The following is a 24,757-nucleotide window of genomic DNA, read 5'->3' as shown; positions in this document are numbered from 1 at the left end:
CTAATCGAACAGGCTCGAGACCGATGATTCGTGGCTGGTGCGGTTGATCGCCTCGCCGATGAGCGCCGCTGTCGAAATCACGCGCAGCTTGGAGGAGGCGACCATCTCGCCGCGCGGCTGGATCGAATCGGTGATCACCAGTTCCTCTAGGCTCGAGGCGGTGATCCGGTCGACGGCGGTGCCGGACAGCACGCCGTGGGTGATATAGGCTGTCACCGACAGGGCGCCGTTGGCGAGCAGCGCGCTTGCGGCGTTGACCAGCGTGCCGCCGGAATCGATGATGTCGTCGATCAGGATGCATTCCTTGCCCTCGACCTCGCCGATGATGTTCATCACTTCCGATTCGCCGGGGCGCTCCCGGCGCTTGTCGACGATGGCGAGCAGACAGTCGAGCCGCTTGGCGAGCGCGCGGGCGCGCACAACGCCGCCGACATCGGGCGAGACGACCATGACATTATCGAGATTGCGCCGCGCCTTGATATCGCGCGCGAGGATCGGCAGGGCATAGAGATTGTCGGTCGGAATATCGAAAAAGCCCTGGATCTGGCCGGCATGGAGATCAAGCGTCAACACCCTGTTGGCGCCGGCCTGGGTGATCAGGTTGGCAACCAGCTTGGCCGAGATCGGGGTGCGCGGGCCGGGCTTGCGGTCCTGGCGGGCATAACCGAAATAGGGAAGGACGGCGGTGATGCGGCGCGCGGAGGAGCGGCGGAACGCATCGATCATGATCAGCAGTTCCATCAGGTGGTCATTCGTCGGAAACGAGGTCGACTGCACGACGAAAACATCCTCGCCGCGGACGTTTTCCTGAATTTCAACGAAGATTTCCTGATCGGCGAAGCGTCTAACGCTGGCCTTGCCCAGGGGCACATTGAGATAATTGCAAATCGCTTCGGCAAGTTGTCGGTTGGAGTTGCCTGCGAAAACTTTCATATCATCTCGCCCGTTCAATCTGACTGTCGCCTTTTAACGCGGATCAACGCGAAAGCAAGTCCGCAGTCAACATGTCGTTTGGCTTTTCCGGATTTTTTATGACACGGCCGGAGCAGGGGCGTCCACTCAGCCCTGCGTGTCGAGCCATGCCAGAAGCGAGCCGATCGACTTCTGGCCGATCGTCGCCATCATTTCGGGACTGACGCCGGCCCAGGGGTCTGCGCCGGTAAAGCCGCCGGTCTCGGCGGCCTGCCGGTCCTGGATGCGGTGCAGGCGAACGCCATCGGCGCCGATCACGTCCCAGACATAGATCACCGAGACCACGCCCTCCTGATCGACTGCGGAGAAGTACCCCTTCAGGCTGAGGTCGGCTGTAGCGTCATCCATCGCGACAATCGAAAGTCCGGCAGCGCGCGCGCTTTCGCCAAGGCGGGCGGAGAGCGGCTGCAGCCTGTCGGCCGGTGCGCCGATGATCGGCAGGAAGCGGAGCGTGTCGGCGGCGGCGATCGAGGCGCGCGGCGGGGCGGATGCCGGGGCGGCTGCGGTCGCGGTGGGCTGTGCAACCTGCGCCGCGGGAGCCGGAGCGACGGCCTGAGGCGCGGGCGCTGCGACGGCTTGTTGCGGCGGCGGCGTATCGGCGGGCTGGGCCGGCGTAAGGCTTGCCGCCTGGGCGCCGAACGTGCTGGGCGCGCGGCCGACGCCCGGCGTTGCATCATAGCGCGGCGTGCTCGAGGCTGTGGCCGGATATCCCGGTTGCGGCGCGGCGGCGTAGGTCGGCTGCGGGTTGCCCGATGGCGGCGCGAGGCTCTGGCGGGCCACGTTTTCCGCCGGCGCGGCGGCAACAGCGGGCGGGTTATACTGGGCAGGCGCAGTGACGGCGGGGCCGACGGTCTCGGGCGGCGTTGCGTCCACCGTCAGCACGTCGGCTGTCGAACAGGCGGCAAGCAGGCAGGCCACGAGTAGAATGCTTGCCGCGCGCATCATATGCCCTTTCCTGAAAACGCCGGAGGCGTCCAGGAAAGGCGGAAGCCGGCCCGGACGCCAAAAAACAGATCGAGCATTTCCGGATTTCGGAAAAGCCGGGAAATACGCCTGCGATTGTCCGGAGCGCGCGGGGCAATGTCAAACGCGCGACGCGATCATCCTTTATTTTGCGTAAAGGTCGAGGCCGAGCCGCGACAGCGGGCGGGGCTCGTCTTCGCCGGTCAGGTAGGTGCGCCCGAGCGTCATCGCGGTGCCGCTGTCGGAATCCATGATGATGATATGCACGAACAGCGACATCGACGGCAGGATCGGGTGCGGGTTGCCGGTGTGGAACATCTGGTGCTCCATCCATGACGGCGCAAACCGGGCGCCCAGCGAATAGCCGCAGGCGTTCAGGCGGTGGCGCGACAGCCCGCGCGCGTCCATGACCTCGGCATGCTTGTCGAAAATCTCGCCGAACGTGTAGCCCGGCCTTAAGATTTCCTCGATCGCCGAAAGCGTCGCGGTTGCCGCGCGCAACAGCGACTGGTGGCGCTCCGTTGGTTCGCCGATGACCACCGTGCGCATGGCGGCGGCGTGATAATGCGACCAGACGCCCGCCCATTCGAGCGTCAGCTGGTCGTTTGCGTCGAGCTTGCGGCGGCCGGATTTCGCGCGGCAAAGAAGCGCGCTTTCGCCGGAGCCGACGATGAAATTGTTGGCGGGGTAATCGCCGCCGCCGGACAGCACCGCGCCCTGCATGGTGGCGAGAATCTCGGCCTCGTCGGCGCCCGGCCTGATCAGCGGCAGGGCGGCATCGAAGGCGTCGTCGCAGAGCGTGGCGGCCTTTTCGATGCAGGCGATTTCCGCCGGCGATTTGATCAGCCTGAGATTGCTGACGAGGTATGAGGCGTCCTGAAGCTGGCCGAAGGAACTGAGCTGGCCGTCGAGGAAATGGGCCGAACGGCCGGTCATGCCATGGGTGTCGTATTCGACGCCGATCCGGCAACCAAGCAGGTCCATGTCGGCGAGCATGTCCTTCAGGTCGCGGCTCGGGTCGGTCTGGCCGCGATCGACCCAGATGCGGATCTCGGAAATGTTGGAGGTCTGGCGGGCCTGGCGCACATCGGCCGAGCGCGTCAGAAGCGCCGTGCGTCCGTCGGCGGTTACGACGAGGCATTGGAAAAACACGAAGCCGAACGTATCGTAGCCGGTCAGCCAGTACATGCTCTCCTGCGCGAACAGCAGCACGGCATCCAGTTTCTTTTCGGCCATCGCGGCTTTGAGCCGCGACAATCGCTCGGCATATTCTTCAGGTTCAAAAGCAAGCGCCATGTCAGTCTCCCCAAGCGTGCGGACACGCATTGATATGTGAAATGCTCAAAGAATGGAAATGGCCGAGATCTGACGGCCATAATCCTTTTCACCCTGATGGGTGCCGCGACGATAGGAATAAAAACCTTTTTCGTCCTGATAGGTGCAATGCCGGATGATGTCGTGCTCGATCCCCGCCCGGTCAAGCCTGAGGCCGATAAAGCCGGGCAGGTCGAACCATGCATGGCCGTCTGACGGCGAGGGTCGGAACAGGGCGCGCAAGGCCGGGGCGGCGCTGGTGAAACGCTCGACGAATTCGGGCCCGACCTCATAATTCTCGGGCCCGATCGTCGGTCCGAGCGCTGCGATGATCGCGCGCCGGCGCGCGCCGAGCGCCACCATTTTCTCGATGGTCGCCTCGATGATGCCGCCGAACGCGCCGCGCCAGCCGGCATGGGCCGCGGCGATGATCTCGTTTTCCGGATCCGCGAACAGCAGCGGCCCGCAATCGGCTGTCAACACGCCGAGCACGATGCCGGGCGTTGCGCTCGCCATGCCGTCGGCATGCGGACGTTCGCCTACCTGTGGGCCGGAAACCGCGATCGCATCGGCGGAATGGCATTGGTAAAGCGTCACCAACTGATCCGCATCCGCGTCGAACCATCCCGCGACCCGGGCCCGGTTTTCCGCGACAGCCTCCGGGCGGTCGTCGGAGCCGATCCCGCAATTGAGGCTGTCGTAAAGCCCTGTGGAAACGCCGCCCCGGCGGGTGAAGAAGCCGTGGCGGATATCCGTGCCCGCAAGCCTTTCCTCAAGCAGCGGGCTTTGCATCGGCGAGAGCGCATCACGGGTGGCGGTGTCCGGCATTGCATGTTTCCAGGTTTCGTTTTGCAAATGGTGGGGCGGGCGCGGGCGGTTTGTCAATCCGCACGGTCGAAGGGAGTGAGCGTGACAGGGCCTGCCGAGATCGCCAGCGCCTTGAACAGGTCGCCCATGTCTTCCGGCCCGTCGCCTGCAAGCCGGCGGGCGGCGGCGACGATTTCATCCTGGGTTTCCCGGTCCTTGCCGCGGCCGAGCGCGGAAGCGCGGGCCCCAAGTCCGAGTGCCGCCAGAAAGCCCCCCTGCGTCATCGGCGGATGGAGATGCGCGCCTTCCGCGCGGGCGGCTGCGGCGAGTGCCGCGAAGTCGACATGGCTGGTGAGATCCGCCTCGCCGGGATGGGCAAGCGGAGGATCGAAACGATGATTGCTGAGCGCCTGAAGCGTATCCCCGAAGCCGCTTTCGAGATGGCCGTAATCGATGATCAGCGCGCTGCCGCCATGGCGGATCAGCCGGGCCGCGATCTCCGCCATCAGCGCTTCGCGGGCCGGCGCATATTCGAAGATCGCGCCTTCCTTCGCGGCCTGCCAGCCCTCGGGAAGGCTTGCCGGTTCGAGGCGGGCCGGCGACAGCGAGAAGGCAAGTGCGCCGTTATCGTCCAGCGTCACGACCCGTTCGAAAAAATGCGCGCCGGATTTGACGAATTGCCGGGTGGGCAGCGCGTCGAAGAGTTCGTTGGCGACGAACAGGGTGAAACCGCCGGGCGCTTCGGCCAGGTGTTCGATCCATGAAAGCCGGCCGGCATGGGCGGAAAGCGTTTCCTTCTGCCGGGCGCGCAGCGCCGGGCTGGTTTCCATCAGCGTCACCGAGAGCCCGCTGTACATGGCAGGCGCCAGCGCCGCGATGGTCTTCAGGATATCGGCCATCATCGTGCCGCGTCCGGGTCCGCCCTCGATCAGCCTGGTGTTGGCCGGGCTGCCATGGGCCTGCCATGTGGTGATCAGGAAAATGCCGACGAGTTCGCCGAAAAGCTGGGAGATTTCCGGCGCGGTGGTGAAATCGCCCGCCGCGCCGAGTGGATCGCGGGTGCGGTAATAGCCGTGCTCGGGATCGGCGAGGCAGAGCGAGAAATAGGTCGCGACTGGCATCGGTCCGTCGGCCTCGATCATCGCCCGGATTTTCGGCAGGAGCGGCGTCGTCACGGGGCCGTGTTCCGGCTTGCCATGCGGCCGGAATACCAGATGCCCCAGAGCCCGACCGCCAGCATCGGCAGCGACAGCACCATGCCCATGGTCACGAACCCGCCATAGAGATAGCCGAGCTGCGGATCTGGTTCGCGGAAGAATTCCACGAAGATACGCGACAGCGCGTAGAGGCAGATGAAGATGCTGCCGGTGAGCCCTGGCCGCTTCAGCGCGCCGAAGAACTGGGTGATGATGAAAAGGACAACAAGGGTGACGAGCCCTTCCAGCCCGGCCTCGTAAAGCTGGCTCGGATGGCGCGGCAGGTCTCCCGCGCCCGGAAACACCATCGCCCACGGCACGTCGGAAGTCCGGCCCCACAATTCGCCATTGACGAAATTGGCGATGCGGCCGAAAAACAGCCCGATCGGCGCGACCGTCGCTATCAGGTCGAGCAGCGACCAGACATGGATGCCATGTCGCCGCGAAAAGATGATCATGACCACGATCATGCCGATCAGCCCGCCGTGAAACGACATGCCGCCATCCCACACCTTGAACACGGTGAGCGGATTGGCGAGGAAGGCGCCGGGAGCGTAGAACAGCATGTAGCCGAGCCGCCCGCCGACGACGATGCCGATCACCGACCAGGTGACGAAGTCGTCAAGCCGCGCGATCGCCATCGGCGGCCGGTTTGCCGGCCACAACCGGTCACTCTTCAAAAGCCAGCGGGCATAAAGCCAGCCGAGCAGGATCCCGGCCACATAGGCGAGCCCGTACCAGTGGATCTGCAACGGGCCGAGGCTGAGCGCGATCGGGTCGATGGCGGGGAAGGGGATGGCAGCAAGCTTGATGTGATCTGGCAGCAAGGCGCGGTTTCCTTTATGATCGGGCGGGAAGATGGCGGCATAATGCGGCCCGGTCAAGCCGGCCGGATTGTGGCAGCGGGCGCCGATCGCCGCAGATAATCGACCGGCGGCCTTGCGGCCCGGACAAACCGGCATTACTTCACGAAAGAAGACAGCCGGCAGGCGCCCGGCCCGAGCAAGGAGACAGCGACATGAGTTCCGGCACCACCCGCATTCTCGACGATCTGGCAAAGCTGATGACCGATGCGGCAGGCTCGGTGCAGAGCGCCGGCAAGGATATCGAAACCGGGGTCAAGGCCCAGGTCGAGCGCTGGCTGAACAGCATGGATGTCGTCAAGCGCGAGGAGTTCAACGCCGTGCGCGACATGGCGATCAAGGCCCGCGACGAAAACGACGCCTTGCTGAGCCGTATCGATGCGCTGGAAGCCAAGCTCAACGAAAAAGCGGGCGGCTAGACCACTTCCAGACCGTTGACAAAACTACCCTTTTTACGGACGTCATCAACTCTGTTGGCTTAGCTGGTCTCTGAACCTTGCATTCAATGTGATGACTATCTTTCGCATGACCGCGGCGAGGGCGACGATTGGCTTTTTACCGTTGTGGATGAGGCGTTTGTAGAATTCGACGAATTCGCCCCTTCCTTGTGCGGCCTGCATGGCGGGCATGAACAGGATCGTTCGCACGGCTGGCCGTCCACCGCGCATCCTGCGGTAGCCGATCTTGTTGCCGCTTTCGTTTGGATGAGGCGCCAGGCCCGCCAGAGCCGCTGCTTGCTTTCGGTCCATCTTCCCCAGTTCCGGTATGGCGGCAATGAGGGCTGCGGCCGTCGTTTCGCCGATACCCTTCATGGCGGTTGCGGTCCTGGCCCTCTGCACAAGGGATGCGGAGCGCATCAGCGCACTGATGGCTTTGTCGACAAGCACGATCTGCCGGTTGAGGACAGTGAGCAGGGCCTTGAAGGTGGCGGCCAGGTCGCGCCCGCCCAGTTCGCGCGCGCTTGGGGCCTTGGCGCGATTCTGCTCGGCCACCCTCATGGCCACCAGATCGGCGCGGCGGCGCACGAGAGCCTTGAGCCTTGCCTCACAGGGGTCCTCCGCATGCCATAAAGGCAGGGTTGCCCATCGCTCCAGCCCATAGGCGACCATTTCCCGCGCATCGATCGCATCGCTCTTGCCCAAGCGGCCGCGTGACCGGATGAAAGCCTTGAGCTTGCGTGTGTCGGCGCGATGGAGCGGAAGTTTCAGGCCCCGGCATTCTTCCATCAAGATGATCTCGTAGCCGCCGGTGGGCTCGCAAATGACCAGGTCGACATCGCACTTTCGCAGGAAGTGCCGGATCTGTTTTCGCTGGTTGGGAATGACCGTCGCGATGCGGCCGTCAAAAACGGCGATGGTGTCCTTGGCGACATCGACGCCAAGGCAACGGCACGGGGGATGATGCAAAAAGGTCATGGTGATGCTATCCTCTCTAGGCTTCGGATTGTTTGCGGGCGTGCCAGGCAGCGGCCCAATCAACTCTCCAAGCGATGGCAGAGTGCGGCAGTGACCTTGATGACGTCGGGTGTTGCCCAATCCTCGGACGGTCGCCTGCCACAGCAGCTGCGGGCTGTGAAAGAGCCCGCAGCTGCGCCAACATCATAACCTGCATTCAACAAACAATCCTCGGGCTTGACCGGAGGATCTATCACGGTTCAGCACGAGCGGCGTTGGCGTTTCGTAATGTACGGCATTTGAATGGCTCTTCGTCCGAGACGCTTGTCGTGTTGCAACGTGCTTGGATGCTCGGGACAAGCCCGAGCATGACGGCGGTGAGTAGGGCAGGCTTTGTCAACAAACCGAAGGCGGGCGAATAGCGCGCCTCCGGTCAACCCGGAAATCCGAATTTTGAAAGCGGGTCCGCGCAGGCGGCCCGCTTTTTTCGCTTTCCGGCGCGAAAACCGCCTTGAACAGGATCGCCAAACCGGGTTTCACCAAAAAAAATCAGGCCTGTGGACATGGTGAAAAAATGCAGGTCGCAGAGTCGGTTAGGTGGCGGCCCTGAATCATTTTCAGAGCCCCAAAACGACGCTGATCGCGAAAGGCCCGGGCAGGGGGCTGGTGTAGATGAAATCGCGTTATACACTGATTTTAATAGATGATTCGAAATGGAAGCAGGAGAGCCCGCTGTCGACGACGTCATCCGCCTCGACGGACGACCGACGGGCCTCGCGCTGAAAAGGTGGTTTATGAGCCTGGGTTTGCTGGAAATCGAACGACTGAACAATCCGGTCGACATGATCGAATTCGTGGCCGCCACGAATGACTGGACGTTCGAGCGTTCCGGCGAGGACGAGATCGCCATGACGGTCGGCGGCCGCTGGGCGGATTACCATGTCTCGTTCTCCTGGATGAGCCATTACGAGGCGCTGCATCTGGCCTGTGCTTTCGACCTGCGCGTTCCCGACCATCGGGTCAATGAGGTCGTCAGGCTGTTGTCGCGCGTCAATGCCCAGGTGCTGATGGGGCATTTCGATTTCTGGGCGCATGAGAATGTCGTGGTCTACCGCCAGTCGCTGCTTCTGGCCGGCGGGGCAGAACCCACCAACCAGCAGGTTGAGGGCACGCTTTCCAGCGGGCTCGATGCATGCGAGAACTATTTCCAGGCCTTCCAGTTCGTCGTATGGTCGGGCATGTCGGCCGATGACGCCATGAAGGCGGTGCTGTTCGAGACGGTCGGAGAGGCCTGAGATGACGGAACTGGCAGAAATTGACGGCGTGGCGCTTGTCGGGGCCGGCAATATGGGCGGCGCGATGCTGTCCGGCTGGGTCGCCGGCGGGTTGAGGCGCGAGGCGATCACCGTCATCGACCCGAACCCTTCCAACAGCATCAAGAACCTGCTCGACAGCCGCGGCATCCGCCACGTGGTCGCGGCCTCCGATGCGATCAGGGCCAAGATCCTCGTGCTCGCGGTCAAGCCGCAGGTGATGTATGCCGTGCTCGATACGGTCCGGCCGATGATCGGTGAGGATACGCTGGTGATCTCGGTGGCCGCCGGCAAGACGCTCGGTTATTTCGAGGAGCGGCTGGGCGCGCTGCCCATGGTCCGCACCATCCCCAATACGCCGGCGATGATCGGCCGCGGCATGATCGGCGCATTCGCCAATGATCAGGTCACGGCGGCGGGCCGCGCGGTCGCCGATACGCTGCTGTCGGCGGTGGGCAAGGTCGAATGGGTGGCGAGAGAAGCCGATATCGACGCCGTCACCGCAGTTTCCGGCAGCGGTCCGGCCTATGCCTTCTACCTTGTCGAGTGCATGGCCGAAGCCGGGCGCAAGCTCGGCCTCGATCCCGACCTTGCCATGCGGCTTGCCCGCGGCACGGTGACCGGCGCGGGGGCGCTGCTCGATTCCTCCGCAGATGACGCGGGCGCGCTGCGCAAGAACGTCACCTCGCCCGGCGGCACCACGGCGGCGGCTCTGGAGCATCTGATGGCCGAGGATGGGCTGCAGCCGATTTTCGACCGCGCGCTGGACGCCGCCTGCAAACGCTCGCGGGAGCTTGCAGGCTGATGGCGCCGGTCGGTATTCAAGAGGGTTTCAATTTGAGTGAAGAGATTGATTTCGATGATTTCATGAAGGTCGATATCCGCATCGGCACCATCATCGAGGCCGAGGTGTTCCCCGAAGCGCGCAAGCCCGCCTTCAAGCTGAAGATCGATTTCGGTCCTGAAATCGGCGTCAAGAAATCCTCGGCCCAGATCACCGTGCATTATACGCCGGAAGCGCTCGTGGGTCGCCAGGTCATGGCGGTGGTCAACTTCCCGCCGCGCCAGATCGGCCCGATGCGCTCCGAGGTTCTCACTCTCGGCTTTGCGGACGAGGCCGGCGCGGTCGTTCTGGCAGCCATCGATAAATCCGTCACGAACGGCGCCCGGCTGCACTGAGCGCACACCGGAAAAGAGAATAATCCAGCTTGTTGACAACCCCGCGAACGATCGCGGGATCATCTCTCTCCGCCGTCATTCCGGCCTTGAGCCGGAATCCAGCAAGCGCAAGCCCTTGCGCACAAAGACTTTTTCTTGAGATTCACCACAAGCGGCCCTGGATGCCGGGTCGAGTCCGGCATGACGGAGGAGTTTGGGGGATTTTGTCAGCAGTCCGATAACCGGTTCCTCTGACGGTCAGACGGGTTTCACAAATCCGTCGAGCACGCGCTTGCGGCCGGCCTTGTCGAAATCGATGGTCAGCTTGTTGCCTTCGATCGAGGTGATGTTGCCATTGCCGAATTTCATGTGAAAGACGCGGTCGCCAACGCTGAAGGCAGAGCTTTCCTCGCCGGTGCTGCGCGCCACCAGCTCGCCCTCGATGGTGCGCCCGCGCGGCCCGCTCTCGCCATAGCCGACCCGCTCGACCGCGTGGCCGGAACGCGTGCCCCAATTGTCGCGGGTGGCATCGCTGCGGTGTTCCTGCGCGCGCTTCCAGCCGGGGGTGGAGTAGGTGTTGGAAAACGGCTCGGCCCGGTCGAAGCGGGACTGGCCGTAGCCGCCATAGGAAACCTCGGTCTCGCCGACCTCGACATGGTCTTCCGGCAGCTCATCGAGAAAACGCGATGGCATGGTCGATTGCCACAACCCGTGAATCCGGCGGTTGGAAACGAACCAGATATGGCAATGGCGCTTGGCGCGGGTGAGACCGACATAGGCGAGCCGGCGCTCTTCCTCGAGCCCCGCCCGGCCGCTCTCGTCGAGCGCGCGCTGGTGCGGGAACAGGCCCTCTTCCCAGCCCGGCAGGAACACGGTCTTGAATTCCAGCCCCTTGGCGGAATGCAGCGTCATGATCGAGACGGCGTCCATTTTTTCGTTCTGGTCGACATCCATCACCAGCGAGACATGTTCGAGGAACCCGCGCATGCTCTCGAAACCGTCCATGGAGCGGATCAGCTCCTTCAGGTTTTCAAGGCGTCCCGGGGCTTCGGCCGAGCGGTCGTTCTGCCACATCTCGGTATAGCCGCTTTCATCGAGGATCTGTTCGGCAAGCTCGGTATGCGGCGTCGTCTCCAACAGGTCCTGCCAGCGGTCGAACTGGGTGACGACATCGAACAGCGCCTTGCGCGGCTTCGGCTTCAGCTCGTCGGTGTCGATCAGTTCGCGGGCGGCCGCCAGCATCGGAATGTCGCGGGCGCGGGCGTAATCATGGACCTTGCGCACGCTGGCATCGCCAAGGCCGCGCTTCGGCGTGTTGATGATCCGTTCCAGCGCCAGATCGTCAGCCGGCTGGCAGGTCAGCCGGAAAAACGCCATGGCGTCGCGAATTTCGAGGCGCTCGTAAAAGCGCGGGCCGCCGATGACGCGGTAGTTGAGCCCGAGCGTGACGAAGCGGTCCTCGAACTCGCGCATCTGGAACGAGGCGCGCACCAGGATCGCCATGTCGTTCAGCGCCTCGCCCTTCTTCTGGTATTGTTCGATCTCCTCGCCGACGGCGCGGGCTTCCTCCTCGGAATCCCAGGCGGCATGGACCTGGACCTTGTCGTCGTCGGGATCGGTGCGCTCGGTGAATAGCGTCTTGCCGAGGCGGCCTTCATTATGGGCGATCAGATTGCCGGCGGCCCCCAGAATATGCGCGGTGGAACGGTAATTGCGCTCCAGCCGGATCACCTTCGCGCCCCGGAAATCCTTCTCGAAGCGCAGGATGTTGTCGACTTCCGCACCGCGCCAGCCATAGATCGACTGGTCGTCATCGCCGACGCAGCAGATGTTGATCGGGCCTTCGTCGCCGCTGGGACGCTGGGCCAGCAGCCGCAGCCACATATATTGCGCGGTGTTGGTGTCCTGATACTCGTCCACCAGGATATAGCGGAAGCGCCTGTGATATTCCTTCAGGATGTCCGGGTGCTGACGGAACAGCTCGATCGGGTGCAGCAGAAGATCGCCGAAATCGCAGGCATTGAGCGTCCTCAGCCGGTCCTGATAGGCCTGATAGAGTTCCCGGCCGCGACCGTTGGCAAAGGCGCGGGCATCGCCTTCCGGTATCGCCTTCGGGGTCAGGCCCTTGTTCTTCCAGTTGTCGATCATGCCGGCGAACTGGCGCGCCGGCCAGCGCTTGTCATCGAGCCCCTCGGCCTGGATCAATTGCTTGATCAGCCTGATGACGTCGTCGGTATCGAGAATGGTGAAGTCCGACCTGAGGCCGGCAAGCTCGGCGTGACGACGCAGAAGCTTGACGCCGATCGAGTGGAATGTGCCGAGCCAGGGCATGCCCTCGACCGCGCCGCCCACCAGAGCGCCGACCCGCTCCTTCATCTCGCGCGCGGCCTTGTTGGTGAAGGTGACGGCGAGGATCTGGCTGGGATAGGCCTTTGCCGAGGCCAGGATATGGGCGATGCGGGTGGTCAGCACGCGGGTCTTGCCGGTGCCTGCGCCGGCGAGCACCAGCAGTGGTCCTTCGGTCGTTTCCACGGCGTCGCGCTGCTCGGGGTTGAGGCCGGTCAGATAGTCGGGCGCCGCCGGCGCGCGGCGCGCGGCCATGGCCCGGGCGGCCAGTCCGGTGCGCGCGGCCGGCTGTGCATCGTCTTCATCGAAAAACGGAATGTCGTCGTCACCTTGATTCATGGGGCCAATCTAGTGGCTCGCATGGCAAAGGTGAAGGCGGCGCGGTCAATGAGAACAAAAAAAGCACATTGAAAGCTCCGCCGGCCGCCGGTTATCTGTCGGTCGGCGAGGGGAACATTACAATTTGGTGAGGTTTAATCTGGCGACTTGCAGAGGCGGGAACGATAACGATACTGCGCTGACAGGTACCCCGCCCCCAGCTTCCAGTCCGAGGTCATGAATGCGTCTTTATCAACAGCTTGCCGTCAGTCTCGGTGTTCTGGCCGTCGGGGCCGCGGCCTGGCTCTGGTTCGCTCCCGGCGGGCGCGAGCTTATGGCCTCGATGGGCGTTGTGGAGAGCAAGAGCGCGGCAAAACCCGCAGCCGGCGGCCGGGGCGGCGGTTTCGGCGGCGCCGTCCAGGTGGTCACCGCGCCGGTCAGGATGGGCACGGTCAACGATCAACTGACGGCGATCGGCAGCGGGGCGGCAATCCAGTCTGTGACGCTTCTGCCGGAGCAGGCCGGCACGATCACGGACATCAGCATATCGTCCGGCGACACGGTGGAGACGGGCGAGATCATCGTCCAGCTCGATGACCGCGAGCAGGTTCTGGCCCGCAATCTGGCAGAAGTCGCTCTCGAAAGCGCCACAAGGCAGGCCGATATCAACCGCAGGATCAGTTCCTCGATTTCCAATCTTGAGGTCTATAACGCCGAGATCGCCGAAAAATCCGCTCAACTCGATCTGGAGTCGGCCGAGCTCGATCTCGCCCGCCGGCAGATCGTCGCCCCGATTTCGGGCGTTGCCGGCATTGTCGGCGTTACTGTCGGAGACTATGTCACCACCTCCTCGGAAATCGTCACCATTGACGATCGTTCGGCGATTCTCGTCGATTTCTCCGTGCCGGAACGCTTCGCCACCGCCGTGACACCGGGCGCGCCGGTGGAGGCAAGCCTGGTCTCCGCCCCGCAGAAACGGTTCGACGGCGTGGTCGAGGCGGTCGACAACCGGATCGACGCCGCAAGCCGGACCTTCACCGTTCGCGCGCGCATCGACAATGACAATGATGCGCTGAGAGCGGGCATGTCCTTCGACGTGACCATGCGCTTTCCGGGCGATGAGTATCCAGCCGTCGATCCGCTTGCGATCCAGTGGGATTCGGAAGGCTCCTATGTCTGGCGGATCGTCGACGGCGCGTCGCAGAAGGTCCGGGTCCGGGTGATCCAGCGCGATCCCGATATGGTGCTGGTGGATGCCGTGCTCAAGGCGGGCGATGCCGTCATCATCGAAGGCATCCAGCGCCTGCGCGAGGGCGGCCCGGTGCGCGAGGCATCGACAGGCGCGGAGGCATCGTCATGAGCGAGGAGACCCCGCCCGACGAGCTGCGCGACGAGATCGACGAAACTGCTGTCGAACATGCGACTGAACACGGCTTCACCGCGATCTTCGTGCGCCGGCCGATCATGGCGCTGGTGTTCAATGCGCTGATCGTGGTTGCCGGCCTTGCGGCCTATTTCGGCGTCGAGGTGCGTGAACTGCCGGATGTCGACCAGCCGGTGATCACCGTGCGCACCACCTTTTCCGGCGCTTCGCCCGAAACGGTCGACCGCGAGGTCACCGGCGTGATCGAGGGGGCGGTGGCACGGGTTTCCGGGCTTCAGTCGATGTCCTCCAACTCGCAGACCGGCTCCAGCCGGGTGACGCTGGAATTCAGCAAGGATACCGACATCAACGTCGCCTCGATGGACGTCCGCGATGCCGTGGGCCGGGTCGAGGGGCAATTGCCCGATGACGCCGACGAACCGCGCATCGTCAAGGCCGATTCGGATGCGCAGCCGATATTGCGGCTGGCGGTTACCTCGACCACGCTCGATATCGACGATCTGACCAAATATGTGGAAGACAATATCGAGGACAGGCTTGCCGCCGTATCGGGCGTGGCCGATATCGCGGTCTATGGCGACCGGGATAAAGTCTTCCGCATCGATATCAATCAGGCCGCCCTCGCCAGCCGGGGCCTGACCGTTGCCGATCTTGCCAACGCGCTTTCCGACATGTCGTGGGATGTGCCGGCGGGGTCGCTCACCAGCACCACCCAGGCGCTCGGCGTGCGCGCGACGGCCGACCTCACCACGCCGGAGGAATTCGCCGATCTGAAGGTCGCCGACAATGTCCGTATCGGCGATGTGGCAACCGTGGTCTTCGGCCCGGACACGGCGGCGACGGCCCTTCGCTACAACGGCCAGCCGGGCATCGGTCTCGGCATCGTGCGCCAGGCCAAATCCAATACGCTCGAAATATCCGAGGGCGTGCACAAGGTCATCGCCGATATCGAGCCGAACCTGCCGGAAGGCACCACGATCCGGATTTCGAGCGACGACGCGGTGTTCATTTCCGGTTCGATCGAGGAGGTGATCCGCTCGCTCTCGCTTGCGGCGCTGATCGTGGTGGCGATCATCTTCCTGTTCCTGCGCGACTGGCGGGCGACCGTCATCCCGGCGATCACGCTGCCCGTCGCGCTGATCGGCACGCTGGCCGCGATCTATCTCGCCGGTTTCTCGATCAATATCCTGACCCTGCTGGCGATCGTGCTGGCCACCGGCATGGTGGTCGATGACGCGATCGTGGTGCTTGAAAACATCGTGCGCCTGCGCGCGCTCGGCATGGGGCCGCGCGCGGCTGCCGTTCTCGGCACGCGCCAGGTGTTCTTCGCGGTGATCACCACCACGGCGACCCTTGCCGCCGTGTTCGTGCCGCTGTCCTTCCTGCCCGGACAGGCGGGCGGGCTGTTTCGCGAATTCGGCTTCGTGCTCGCCTTTGCGGTGATGCTGTCCTCGTTCGTGGCGCTGACGCTGTGCCCGATGCTGGCGTCCCGTATTCTGGTCCAGCATAAGGAAACCCGGCCGGGACTTGCGACCCGTCTCGGCAACGGCTTCAACCGCTTTTACGCGCGTTCGCTGGGTTGGGCGCTTTCCGCGCCGCTGGTGGTGCTCTCGTTCGGCGCGCTCCTGATGTTCGGCGCCTATCTTGCCTATTCCAACATCACCAACGAGCTTCTGCCGAGCGAGGATCGCTCGATGCTGATGATGCGGGTTTCCGCGCCCGAAGGCGTCAGCCTCGATTATACCCGCGACCGCATCCAGCAGGTCGAGGAACGCCTGCAGCCGCTGATCGACAGCGGCGAGATCGAAAGCGTGTTCTCGATCTCGGGATTCGGCAGCAATACCAATAGCGGCTTCATGGTGATGACGCTCGCGCCGTGGGGAGAGCGTGAACGCGTCCAGAATGCGATCGCCGGCGATGTCAATATGGCCGCCGGCCAGATCCCGGCGGTGCGCGCCTTCGCGTTTCAGCCCAATTCCCTGAATATCAGGGGCGGCGGTAATGGGCTCAGCGTGGCGCTGGTCGGCGCGACCCACGAAAAACTCTCGCTCGCGGCGTCACAGATCGTGGCGGCGATGGAGGCGGATCCGATGTTCGATGCCCCGCGCCTGAGCAATGACGCCTCCCAGGCGCAGCTCGCTCTGACGCTCGACCGTCGCAGGGCCGATGATCTCGGCATCGATATCGCCGGACTTTCCGAAGCGCTGCGGGCGCTGCTCGACGGACGATCGGTCGGCGAGGTGTTTATCGATGGCGAGGCATATGACGTGCAGCTTCGCTCCGACACCCGCAAGGTCGATGATCCCTCCGATCTCAGGAATATATTCCTTCAGGCCGGGGACGGTCGTATCGTACCGCTGTCCACCATCGCCTCGCTGGAGGAGAAATCGATCGCGCCGACGCTTGAGCGCGAAAACCAGTTGCCCTCGGTCTCGCTGTCGTCCAGCCTCGGCGAGGGCGTGGCGCTCGGGCAGGCCTATCAGCGGCTGGTCGAGATCGCGGAGCCGCTTCTGCCAGCCGGCGCGCATGTCGAGGCGCAGGCGGAAGCCGCCGCGCTTGACGAGAACGCGTCCGGCATGACCATGGTGTTCGGCTTTGCGATCATCATCGTGTTTCTGGTGCTGGCCGCACAGTTCGAGAGCATGTGGAGCGCGCTGATCATACTGGCGACCGTGCCGTTCGGCATCGGCTGCGCGGTGATCGCGATGCTTCTGACCGGCACCAGCCTCAACATCTATTCCCAGATCGGTCTTGTGCTGCTGATCGGGGTGATGGCCAAGAACGGCATTCTGATCGTCGAGTTCGCCAATCAGCTTCGCGACCGGGGCGAGGGGGTGCGCGACGCGATCGAACATGCGACCCTGCTGCGCCTCAGGCCGGTGATGATGACGATGATCTCTACCGTGCTCGGCGGCATTCCGCTGGTGCTGGCCTCGGGCGCCGGGGCGGAGGCGCGTATCGCGCTCGGCTGGGTGATCGTCGGCGGACTCGGTTTCGCCACCATCGTGACGCTCTACGTCACCCCGGTCGCCTATCTGATCCTCGCCCGTTTCTCCAAGCCGAAAGTCGACGAGGAACGCCGCCTGAATGCCGAGATGCACGACGCGACATTGCTGGGTCATCACTAGAGCATCGCCCGATGCTCTAAATTCTTTATTTTGACGCGTCGGGTTAACGAAAAACCGGCGCCCACTTTTTCGCCCGACGCTCTAGCATAGGCCCCTCATGGCATGCCGTCCCGCCTGATCATGGCCCGAAATCGTCAGGCACAACTTGCGGAATCATGCGCCATGCTATTGTTATAGAGATCGGTCGGCTCGGCCGGCATTTTTGAACAGAGGGGAACACCATGATCAGGACCATCGCAATCGCTCTTTCGGGCACGCTGCTGCTTGCCGGATGCGCATCGACCAGCAGCGAGGATGTCGCGCCGCAGGAAGTATCGGTAACGACTATCTCCGTTTCCGATCCGGGCGCTTACATGGACAGCCAGGAGCAGGCCTTCCGCGATCAGCTCAAGGACACCGGGGTCACGATCATTCGCACGCCGAAATACATCGCGCTGATCTTCCCGTCCTCGATCACCTTCGAGACCGACAAATACGATATCGTTCCCGAATTCGTTCCGGCACTCGATACCGCCGCCGCGCTGCTGCGCAAATACAGCGCCACCGATATCGACGTGAACGGCTATACCGATTCCACCGGCTCGGATGCCTATAACCTGAAACTGTCGCAGCAGCGGGCCAATGCGGTCGCCGGCGCGTTTATCCAGCGCGGCATCAGCGCCCAGCGCATTCTGCCGGTGGGCTACGGCAAGGCCGATCCGGTCGCAAGCAACGATACCGCCGATGGCCGCGCCCAGAACCGCCGGGTCGAAATCCGGATCGCGCCGCCGGCTGCCGCGGCGCCTGTTGCCGCAGCGCCTATGGCCAATTGAGGCGCGCGCGCTACCTTTATGATGTGTGCGGCCTAATTCGGGTTTGAGCCCGGCGGGCCGCACACGAATGCCATATGATTGCCGCAAAGAAACGGCTTCAAGGTTGGCGAAGCTTTCAACGCTGAGGGACATCATGCTGAAAAAAATCACCATCGCGGCGGCGGGCCTTGCCTTTCTCGCCGGCTGCACGACCACCGACCCGTATTCGGGCCAGACCGTCAACAACAACACCGGTACCGGCGCTCTGGCCGGCGGCGCGCTCGGCGCGCTGGCGGGTCTTGCCGTGGGCGGCGACGCCAAGGGGGCCGCGATCGGCGGCGCGATCGGCGCGATCGCCGGCGGCGGCATCGGCGCCTATATGGACAGCCAGGAAAGGGAATTCCGTCAGGCGCTCGCTGGCACCGGCGTTACCGTGGTCCGCAATGGCGACATGCTGACTCTGGTCATGCCGGGCAACGTCACCTTCCCGACCGATCAGTACACGATCCTGCCGAATTTCTATTCGACGCTGAACGCCGTTACCACGGTGCTGCGCAAGTATGACAAGACCGCAGTCAACGTCAACGGCTATACCGATTCGACCGGCTCGCTCGAATACAACCAGCGGCTCTCTCAGGAACGCGCCAACAGCGTCGCCAACTACCTGATCCAGAGCGGCGTTGGCGGCAACCGGATTTCCGCAGTCGGCTTCGGTCCGTCCAACCCGATCGCCTCGAACGCAACGCCGGAAGGCCGCGCCCAGAACCGCCGCGTCGAGGTTCAGATCTCCGCCGTCAAGATGTAACGGCGAAAGGCGGCTGTCGGGCCGCCTTTACCGTTTACGTGCGTCGTAGAAGAAAGGCCGCGCTCCGCGTGGCCTTTTTGTTGCGCGTTATCTGAGCTTGAGATTGACCGGCGCACGGCCGGCAGCGCCCGCGATATAGATATGGATTTTCACCGCGGGCTCGATCGCGCGTGTCGCGCGCTCGCTCTGGCTGGACAGCAGGCCGACGAGGTCGCGGGCCTTGTAGCGCCCCTGGAAGCGGGCGTAGTCGGCAAGCTTCTGGGCGGCTTCCTGCAGCGGGCTGAGGCCGCTGCGGCGATCGATGGAGAGAGATGATTGGCCTGACATCATTCCGAAACGCTGTTTCCTGGTCACGTCTATCCTCATACGCAAGACACTCAAGGATTTACTGGCGGGTTTGGAACGCGTTGAGGCGAGGTGCGGCTCTTCGAACTTTCGCTGTTCTTGCTTTCCAAAACCTTACTCTTGAGAATAAGGCGGAAACCTTTCAAAAGCCTTTACGACAAACGCCGGCCCGTTATCGGGGCCGGCGTTTTATTGTCGTGAACGGTGGCTATGAGCCGTCAACTCATCGCTTCTACTGCAGGCTTGCCCAGCAGCTTACGCCATTCTGCTTCAATGCGCGGCAGGCGCGCACGGCCTCTTCCTGATCGGAGAAGCCGCCGAAGCGGGCGCGATAGACCGACTGGCCGCCGGTATTGTAGGCGAGCGCGAAGGGCTCGGAGCTGTCAAGCGCGCCGCCGGCCTTGCCCTTGGTGTCGGCGAGCAGCGCCTTGGCTGCCTCGGGGGTGGCGGCGGTGCCGACCTGAACCACCCAGCCGCGCGAAGAGCGGATCGAACTGGTCTTGATCGAGGTGTCGGGCTCGGAGGCCTCAGCGGCGGGGACGATCGCGTTTCCCACCGCATCGGCGACGCCGTCGGCGGTTTCGAGAATATCCTCGACGCTCAGGCCGTCGTCATTGGCGGGCTCTATGCGTGCGCTCGGAACCGGTACATTGGCGATCAGTTCGGCCTGCGGGCCGGAAAGGGCTGCGGGCGCCACATTGTCGTTGGCGTAGGCGAGCGCGACGCCGCCTGCCTGGCCTGCCGGACGCGGATAGGGGATCGGGCCGGTCTTCGGGAACACCATGGCGGCTGCGACAATCGGGCCGCCGCTGCTCTTCGAGCGGGCGATCACGAACTGCTTGCGGCCGTTGGAGGCCTTGGGCAGGTAGGTGGTGATCAACCGGGTTGCCCACTGGTCGCGGCTGGCGCCCGTGGAGCCGCCCATGACCACGGCGACGATCGAGCGGTTGCCGGAAACGACCGAGGTCGCGATGTTGAAGCCCGAGGCGTTGGTGTAACCGGTCTTGATGCCGTCGACACCCTTGATCTGGCCGAGAAGACGATTGTGGTTGCCGATCGTGGTCTTGCCGTATTTGAAGCTGCGGGTGCCGAAATATTTGTAATATTGCGGAAAATGCTGGCGCAAGGCGATGCCGAGGCGGGCCTGGTCGCGCGCCGTGGTCTTCTGCGCGCTGTTCGGCAGGCCGTGGGCATTGCGGTAGGTCGTCCTGGTCATGCCCAGCGAATGCGCCTTGTTGGTCATCATCGTGGTGAAATTGGTTTCCGATCCGCCGAGAAATTCGCCGAGCGCTGTTGCCACGTCGTTTGCCGACCGGGTGACCAGCGCATAGATCGCCGTCTCGACGGTAACCGACCCGCCCGCGGGAATGCCGAGCTTGGTCGGCGGTTCGGCGGCTGCGTTCTTGGAGAACGGCACCTTGGTGTTGAGCGTGATGCGGCCGTCGTCCAGTGCCTCGAAGGTGAGGTAGAGCGTCATCATCTTCGTCAGCGAGGCCGGGTAGCGCGGCGCATCGGGGTTGTCGCCGTAAAGCACCTTGCCGGTATTGACGTCGATGACGATCGCGGCATCGTTGGTATCGGCGCGTGCGGGGGCAAGCCCGGTCAGCAGAATCGTGAAGGCCGCGAGGAGGATCGCGGCCGCTGAAAACCGGCTCTTGGGGAATCGGCTTGTTGCCTGTCTCTGCATTCGAAAAACTCTTGCGAAATCTGGCGGTTAATGTTTGCTGGCGGTTCCGTGAACGGATGATACCGGTCCGGAAAGCACATTGCTAGGCTGTTGTGGAGTGTGCTCAAATCGGGGTTAATATCCCATTAAGCCCGCGCCGTACCGGCAGGTTTATTTCAGAATTCGCGCATATGTAAAGCGCGGGCGCCGGCCCGGCGCCGCTTTCCAAGTCCCGGTCGATCGGATATCACACCGCAAACAGGAGTGCGATCATGGAAACACCGCGTACGGGTGGCGAACGGCCGGAAAACGACCGGCGTCGGGAACCGGCCATCAATCTGCCGCCGGTGGTCGTTGGCGCGCTGGCCGTGCTGTTCGCGGTCTTCCTGGTGCAGGAATTCCTGCTCGGCTATCGCACCAATGTGATGATCTGGCAGGAATTCGGGTTCCTGCCGGTGCGTTATGCCCATGGCCTTGCGGGCCAGGGCTGGGCATGGCTCTGGTCGCCGTTCACCTATTCGCTGCTCCATGGCGGCTGGACCCACATCGTGTTCAACAGCATCTGGCTTGCGATCTTCGGCGCGCCTGTGGCCCGGCGCATCGGGGCCGTGCGGTTTGTGGTCCTCTGGGTCACGAGCGCCGCTGCCTCGGCATTTTTCTTCGCGGCCACCGACTGGGGCGCGGTCACGGTGCTGATCGGCGCTTCCGGCGTGGTGTCGGCCTATATGGGGGCGGCCTGCCGCTTCGTGTTCGCCGGCGGCCGGTTTCTGCCCCAGGCCCATCTCGGGCCGCGGCTTGCCATTGCCGATGTGTTTCGTGATCGCACCGCCCGCGCCTTCGTGCTCGTATGGCTGGTTGGTAATCTGCTGATCGCCGTCGGCGTCAGCTTTATCGGGGTCAGCGCCGGCGAAATCGCCTGGCAGGCCCATATCGGCGGTTTTCTCTTCGGTTTCCTGGCTTTCCCGCTGTTCGACGTCAAGGTGCCCCGAACCCTGTTTTTCTGAGCCGATCACGGTTTTCTTGCAATCGGCTGAAACCTCATGCACCATTCGATTTTGCGTGACCGACCGGAGGCGGACCCGCGCCGGCACCGTGAACGAGGAGGTTTCGATGTCCATTACCGTGAGAATGATACTTGCCGAGAAGGGCCGCGCGGTCGTAACCGCGAAGGCAGATGCGTCGATTTCGGAAATCGCGATGATCCTGCATCAAAACCGTATCGGGGCCGTGGTGATCGTCGGCAAGAATGACAGCATTGCCGGCATCTTCACCGAACGCGACCTGGTCGGCGCGATCGGCAAGCACGGCGCAGGGTGTCTGTCCCATCCGGTCTCGGAGGCGATGACCGAAAACGTCTATCGCTGCGACGAGGGCGTCAGCGTCAACGAATTGATGCAGGTGATGACCAAGCGCCATTTCCGCCACGTGCCCGTCGAAGTCGACGGCCGTCTCGCCGGCATCATCTCGATCGGCGACGTCGTCAAATCCCGCATCCGCGAGGTCGAGCAGGAAGCCGAGCACATCAAGTCCTATATCGCCGGCTGAGCGGGGCGGAGCGTTTCAGCAAATAATCTCTCCCCTTGAGGGGGAGATGCCCCGACAGGGGCAGAGAGGGGTGAACCCTCTCGACAGGTTCGGCGGTTGCGGCTTTTAGGGCTTACGCCCTTAACCCCTCTCTGTCGCTTTCGCGACATCTCCCCCTCAAGGGGGGAGATTGTAGGCTGCGAGATTGCAGCTAAACCGGACGTATGCACGGACTGAAATTCGCGAAAAGGGAAGGTCAAAGTCTCCCTCCCGACCCCTATTTCCCGCCGTAGACCTCTGCCGGATCGAAGGCCTTGTCGTCGTCGATGACGGTCAGCGCGGCGTTGCCGTCGACGATCGAGGCGGTGCGGTAGAAGCAGGAGCGGCGGCCGGTGTGACAGGCGGCTGCGTGGCCGGACATCGTCACCTTGAGCAGCACGGCATCCTGGTCGCAATCGGCCAGCACCGCCTCGACGCGCTGAAGATTGCCCGAGGTTTCGCCCTTCTTCCAGATCGCCTTGCGCGAGCGGCTGTAGTAATGGGCAAAGCCGGTCTCAAGCGTCAGCGCCAGCGCCTCGGCATTCATGTGGGCGAGCATCAGCACCGCATTGTCGCGCGCGTCCGTGACCACGGCGGTCACGAGACCGTTTTCGTCGAAACGCGGGGTGAAGGCGCGTGATTCATCGAGCAGGGCCTTGTCCTGCGGCGGCTTTTCGAAATTCAGCATGGCTTTTCCCGTTTCTCGCGGGTTAAATAGACCCGAAGCGGGGTGTTGGCAATTGTGTGCTGCGGGCTTGTCGCGGCAGCGCCGAAAACCCATCTTCCGGATTGAACCATACGCGGCGCAGGACGATTGATGGACGATATCTATTCCGCGATAATATTGAAGCATGCCGGCAATGTGACCCGGCTTGGCGTGCTGGAGGGGGCCGATGCCTCGGCTTCCGCACATTCGCGGCTGTGCGGCTCGAAACTGACGGTCTATCTCGACCTTGAGGATGGCCGTGTCAGCGATTTTTCCCACGAGCTCAAGGCCTGCGCGCTCGGCCAGGCGTCTTCCGCGATCATGGCCGAGACGGTCATCGGCGCAACGCCGGCGGAAATCCGCGATGCCCGCGAGAAGATGCGCGCCATGCTGAAGGAGGGCGGCGAGGGGCCGGATGGACGCTTTGCCGAAATGCGCTGCCTGCTGCCGGTGAGGGATTATCCGGCCCGCCACGGTTCGGTGATGCTGACCTTCGAGGCCACCGTCAAGGCGCTGGATGCACTGGAACAGGGGCCAGCGCTGGCCGAGGCCGTCGGGCGCGATGTGTAACGGGCATTCGCGCAACTACGGCGGAAGGTTTCCGAAAACGCCGGGCAGACTTCTCGGTCTCGGCCTGATCCGGTTCTACCAGCTCACATTTTCCAGCCTGATCGGCCAGTCCTGCCGGCATCTGCCGACATGTTCGGAATATGGCTACGAGGCGATTGCCCGCCACGGGCTGTGGTCGGGCGGGTTTCTCACGCTGTTCCGGGTCGGGCGCTGCGGACCGGGCGGCACGTCCGGCTTCGATCCGGTGCCAGAAGAACTTCCGCCGGACTGGCACTGGTACACGCCCTGGCGGTTCTACCGGGCGGGCCGCCGTCACGGCTCCTGAAGGCGGGCAATCACCAGATAGCCGGGCGTCGGCGCGCCGTTTTCCATGCGGACATTGATATCGGCAACCTCGACCACCGCGAAGCCGGCGTCTTTGAGCCCGGCCTCGATATAGGCCAGACTGTGGCCGAAGCGGTGATGCGGGCCAACGGCATAGCCCGCGCCCTTCAGCCGCTCCTCCGGCAGGGTTTCGGCGGAAAACGCGAAGATGCCGCCGTTTTCCATGTTGGCGGCGGCGCCCCGAAACAGCGCGTCGAGCGTGCCGAGATAGGGCAGAACATCGGCGGCGATCACCAGATCGAACGGGGTCTCGTCGTTGTCGTCGAGGAATTCCTCGACCTCGGCGACGAACAGGGTTTCGTAGAGCCCCTTGTCATAGGCGATCTCGACCATGTTCTCGGAAATGTCGAGGCCGGTGATGTCGTCCGCCATATCGTTGAGCGCATCCGCGCCAAGGCCCGTGCCGCAGCCGAGATCCAGCATCCGCCGGAACGGGCCGAGCGAGAGCGCCTGAAAGCGCTGGCGGATCGTCATCGGCACGCAATAGCCGAGCTGCTCGACCAGAATATCCTCGAAATCCTCCGCATGCTGGTCGAACAGGGTTTCGACATAGGCGCCGGGCGCCTTCAGCGGGGTCTCGCCGAAGCCCACGGCGGCAAGGCGAACCTCGGCGCCGCCATGATCATCGGGGTCGATGGCGAGCGCCTCGCGATAGGCTTCCGCAGCCTCGGCAAGCTTGCCTTCCTTCTCCAGCGCCAGCGCCCGGTTATAGGCCTTTGCCAGTTTCTTCTCGTCGATCTTCTTTGCCATCGGCTCAGCCTCATCTCTTTC

Annotated in this window: 24 protein-coding genes; 12 read left to right on the top strand and 12 right to left on the bottom strand. The window is 63.5% G+C overall.

Features of this window, described 5'->3' with window-relative positions; genetic code table 11:
* From HQ843_RS23505 to lgt, 6 genes are all read right to left on the bottom strand, one after another.
* Nucleotides 1–933 carry a ribose-phosphate pyrophosphokinase gene (locus HQ843_RS23505; protein WP_180900930.1) on the bottom strand — a complete coding sequence of 311 codons (933 nt, stop codon included), beginning with the start codon at nucleotides 931–933 and terminating at the stop codon, nucleotides 1–3.
* A gap of 126 nt (nucleotides 934–1,059) precedes the next feature.
* The gene (locus HQ843_RS23500) at nucleotides 1,060–1,917 is read right to left on the bottom strand and encodes a hypothetical protein (RefSeq protein WP_180900931.1); all 858 of its coding nucleotides are present in this window, start codon (nucleotides 1,915–1,917) and stop codon (nucleotides 1,060–1,062) included.
* A 162-nt stretch (nucleotides 1,918–2,079) separates the two neighbouring features.
* Nucleotides 2,080–3,231 (bottom strand): M24 family metallopeptidase, encoded by a 1,152-nt coding sequence (locus HQ843_RS23495; protein ID WP_180900932.1) that lies wholly within the window; start codon nucleotides 3,229–3,231, stop codon nucleotides 2,080–2,082.
* Between the two features lie 45 nt (nucleotides 3,232–3,276).
* Nucleotides 3,277–4,077 (bottom strand): peptidoglycan editing factor PgeF, encoded by an 801-nt coding sequence (pgeF, locus tag HQ843_RS23490; protein ID WP_180900933.1) that lies wholly within the window; start codon nucleotides 4,075–4,077, stop codon nucleotides 3,277–3,279.
* A 53-nt stretch (nucleotides 4,078–4,130) separates the two neighbouring features.
* On the bottom strand, nucleotides 4,131–5,231 hold the full coding sequence (locus HQ843_RS23485) for a class I SAM-dependent methyltransferase (protein WP_180900934.1): 1,101 nt from the start codon (nucleotides 5,229–5,231) through the stop codon (nucleotides 4,131–4,133).
* Nucleotides 5,228–6,079 carry a prolipoprotein diacylglyceryl transferase gene (gene lgt, locus HQ843_RS23480; RefSeq protein ID WP_180900935.1) on the bottom strand — a complete coding sequence of 284 codons (852 nt, stop codon included), beginning with the start codon at nucleotides 6,077–6,079 and terminating at the stop codon, nucleotides 5,228–5,230. Before lgt ends, HQ843_RS23485 begins: the two co-directional genes overlap by 4 nt.
* A gap of 191 nt (nucleotides 6,080–6,270) precedes the next feature.
* Between lgt and HQ843_RS23475 the strand changes: the two genes are divergently transcribed.
* The gene (locus HQ843_RS23475) at nucleotides 6,271–6,534 is read left to right on the top strand and encodes an accessory factor UbiK family protein (protein ID WP_180900936.1); all 264 of its coding nucleotides are present in this window, start codon (nucleotides 6,271–6,273) and stop codon (nucleotides 6,532–6,534) included.
* 45 nt (nucleotides 6,535–6,579) lie between these two features.
* Here the strand turns inward: HQ843_RS23475 and HQ843_RS23470 are convergent, their stop codons facing one another.
* A complete protein-coding gene (locus HQ843_RS23470; RefSeq protein ID WP_180897501.1) occupies nucleotides 6,580–7,530 on the bottom strand; it encodes an IS110 family RNA-guided transposase in 951 nt (316 codons plus the stop codon).
* A gap of 773 nt (nucleotides 7,531–8,303) precedes the next feature.
* On the opposite strand from HQ843_RS23470, the gene HQ843_RS23465 reads away from it, so the two are divergent.
* The 3 genes from HQ843_RS23465 to HQ843_RS23455 are packed head-to-tail and all read left to right on the top strand — an operon-like array spanning nucleotide 8,304 to nucleotide 10,001.
* Nucleotides 8,304–8,804 (top strand): type III secretion system chaperone family protein, encoded by a 501-nt coding sequence (locus HQ843_RS23465; RefSeq protein ID WP_180902058.1) that lies wholly within the window; start codon nucleotides 8,304–8,306, stop codon nucleotides 8,802–8,804.
* A 1-nt stretch (nucleotide 8,805) separates the two neighbouring features.
* Entirely contained in the window at nucleotides 8,806–9,627 is an 822-nt protein-coding gene (proC, locus tag HQ843_RS23460; protein ID WP_180900937.1) for a pyrroline-5-carboxylate reductase, read from the top strand.
* 32 nt (nucleotides 9,628–9,659) lie between these two features.
* Complete coding sequence (locus tag HQ843_RS23455) at nucleotides 9,660–10,001, top strand: tRNA-binding protein (RefSeq protein ID WP_180900938.1); 342 nt, start codon at nucleotides 9,660–9,662, stop codon at nucleotides 9,999–10,001.
* Nucleotides 10,002–10,238: 237 nt separating this feature from the next.
* On the opposite strand, the gene HQ843_RS23450 is transcribed toward HQ843_RS23455, so the two are convergent.
* Nucleotides 10,239–12,665 carry an ATP-dependent helicase gene (locus HQ843_RS23450; protein WP_180900939.1) on the bottom strand — a complete coding sequence of 809 codons (2,427 nt, stop codon included), beginning with the start codon at nucleotides 12,663–12,665 and terminating at the stop codon, nucleotides 10,239–10,241.
* Between the two features lie 220 nt (nucleotides 12,666–12,885).
* On the opposite strand from HQ843_RS23450, the gene HQ843_RS23445 reads away from it, so the two are divergent.
* From HQ843_RS23445 to HQ843_RS23430, 4 genes are all read left to right on the top strand, one after another.
* Nucleotides 12,886–14,004 carry an efflux RND transporter periplasmic adaptor subunit gene (locus HQ843_RS23445; RefSeq protein ID WP_180900940.1) on the top strand — a complete coding sequence of 373 codons (1,119 nt, stop codon included), beginning with the start codon at nucleotides 12,886–12,888 and terminating at the stop codon, nucleotides 14,002–14,004.
* Nucleotides 14,001–17,156, top strand: a complete 3,156-nt coding sequence (locus HQ843_RS23440) for an efflux RND transporter permease subunit (RefSeq protein WP_246710204.1) — start codon at nucleotides 14,001–14,003, stop codon at nucleotides 17,154–17,156. The genes HQ843_RS23445 and HQ843_RS23440 overlap by 4 nt, the downstream gene beginning before the upstream one ends.
* 221 nt (nucleotides 17,157–17,377) lie before the next feature.
* Entirely contained in the window at nucleotides 17,378–17,968 is a 591-nt protein-coding gene (locus HQ843_RS23435; RefSeq protein WP_180900941.1) for an OmpA family protein, read from the top strand.
* 133 nt (nucleotides 17,969–18,101) lie between these two features.
* Nucleotides 18,102–18,752, top strand: a complete 651-nt coding sequence (locus HQ843_RS23430; protein ID WP_180903330.1) for an OmpA family protein — start codon at nucleotides 18,102–18,104, stop codon at nucleotides 18,750–18,752.
* Nucleotides 18,753–18,839: 87 nt separating this feature from the next.
* On the opposite strand, the gene HQ843_RS23425 is transcribed toward HQ843_RS23430, so the two are convergent.
* Nucleotides 18,840–19,082, bottom strand: a complete 243-nt coding sequence (locus HQ843_RS23425) for a hypothetical protein (protein ID WP_210280275.1) — start codon at nucleotides 19,080–19,082, stop codon at nucleotides 18,840–18,842.
* A gap of 247 nt (nucleotides 19,083–19,329) precedes the next feature.
* The gene (locus tag HQ843_RS23420; protein WP_180900943.1) at nucleotides 19,330–20,784 is read right to left on the bottom strand and encodes a D-alanyl-D-alanine carboxypeptidase; all 1,455 of its coding nucleotides are present in this window, start codon (nucleotides 20,782–20,784) and stop codon (nucleotides 19,330–19,332) included.
* A 251-nt stretch (nucleotides 20,785–21,035) separates the two neighbouring features.
* On the opposite strand from HQ843_RS23420, the gene HQ843_RS23415 reads away from it, so the two are divergent.
* The gene (locus tag HQ843_RS23415) at nucleotides 21,036–21,767 is read left to right on the top strand and encodes a rhomboid family intramembrane serine protease (protein ID WP_180900944.1); all 732 of its coding nucleotides are present in this window, start codon (nucleotides 21,036–21,038) and stop codon (nucleotides 21,765–21,767) included.
* 106 nt (nucleotides 21,768–21,873) lie between these two features.
* Nucleotides 21,874–22,308, top strand: a complete 435-nt coding sequence (locus HQ843_RS23410; protein WP_180900945.1) for a CBS domain-containing protein — start codon at nucleotides 21,874–21,876, stop codon at nucleotides 22,306–22,308.
* 256 nt (nucleotides 22,309–22,564) lie between these two features.
* Here HQ843_RS23410 and hisI read toward each other — a convergent pair whose 3' ends face one another.
* Nucleotides 22,565–23,014: a phosphoribosyl-AMP cyclohydrolase gene (gene hisI, locus HQ843_RS23405; protein ID WP_180900946.1), complete on the bottom strand. Its 450-nt coding sequence runs from the start codon at nucleotides 23,012–23,014 to the stop codon at nucleotides 22,565–22,567.
* Nucleotides 23,015–23,143: 129 nt separating this feature from the next.
* Between hisI and HQ843_RS23400 the strand changes: the two genes are divergently transcribed.
* The gene (locus tag HQ843_RS23400; protein ID WP_180900947.1) at nucleotides 23,144–23,602 is read left to right on the top strand and encodes an iron-sulfur cluster assembly scaffold protein; all 459 of its coding nucleotides are present in this window, start codon (nucleotides 23,144–23,146) and stop codon (nucleotides 23,600–23,602) included.
* The gene (gene yidD / locus HQ843_RS23395) at nucleotides 23,595–23,927 is read left to right on the top strand and encodes a membrane protein insertion efficiency factor YidD (protein ID WP_180900948.1); all 333 of its coding nucleotides are present in this window, start codon (nucleotides 23,595–23,597) and stop codon (nucleotides 23,925–23,927) included. Before HQ843_RS23400 ends, yidD begins: the two co-directional genes overlap by 8 nt.
* On the opposite strand, the gene HQ843_RS23390 is transcribed toward yidD, so the two are convergent.
* Nucleotides 23,915–24,736 (bottom strand): class I SAM-dependent DNA methyltransferase, encoded by an 822-nt coding sequence (locus tag HQ843_RS23390; protein ID WP_180900949.1) that lies wholly within the window; start codon nucleotides 24,734–24,736, stop codon nucleotides 23,915–23,917. The two genes, yidD and HQ843_RS23390, sit on opposite strands and share 13 nt — an antisense overlap.
* Between the last annotated feature and the right edge of the window lie 21 nt (nucleotides 24,737–24,757).

The sequence above is a fragment of the Martelella sp. NC20 genome, assembly GCF_013459645.1.
Taxonomy (GTDB): Bacteria; Pseudomonadota; Alphaproteobacteria; order Rhizobiales; family Rhizobiaceae; genus Martelella.
The sequence above is the reverse complement of the archived record's forward strand: the minus strand, read 5'-3'. Positions and strand labels throughout refer to the sequence as shown.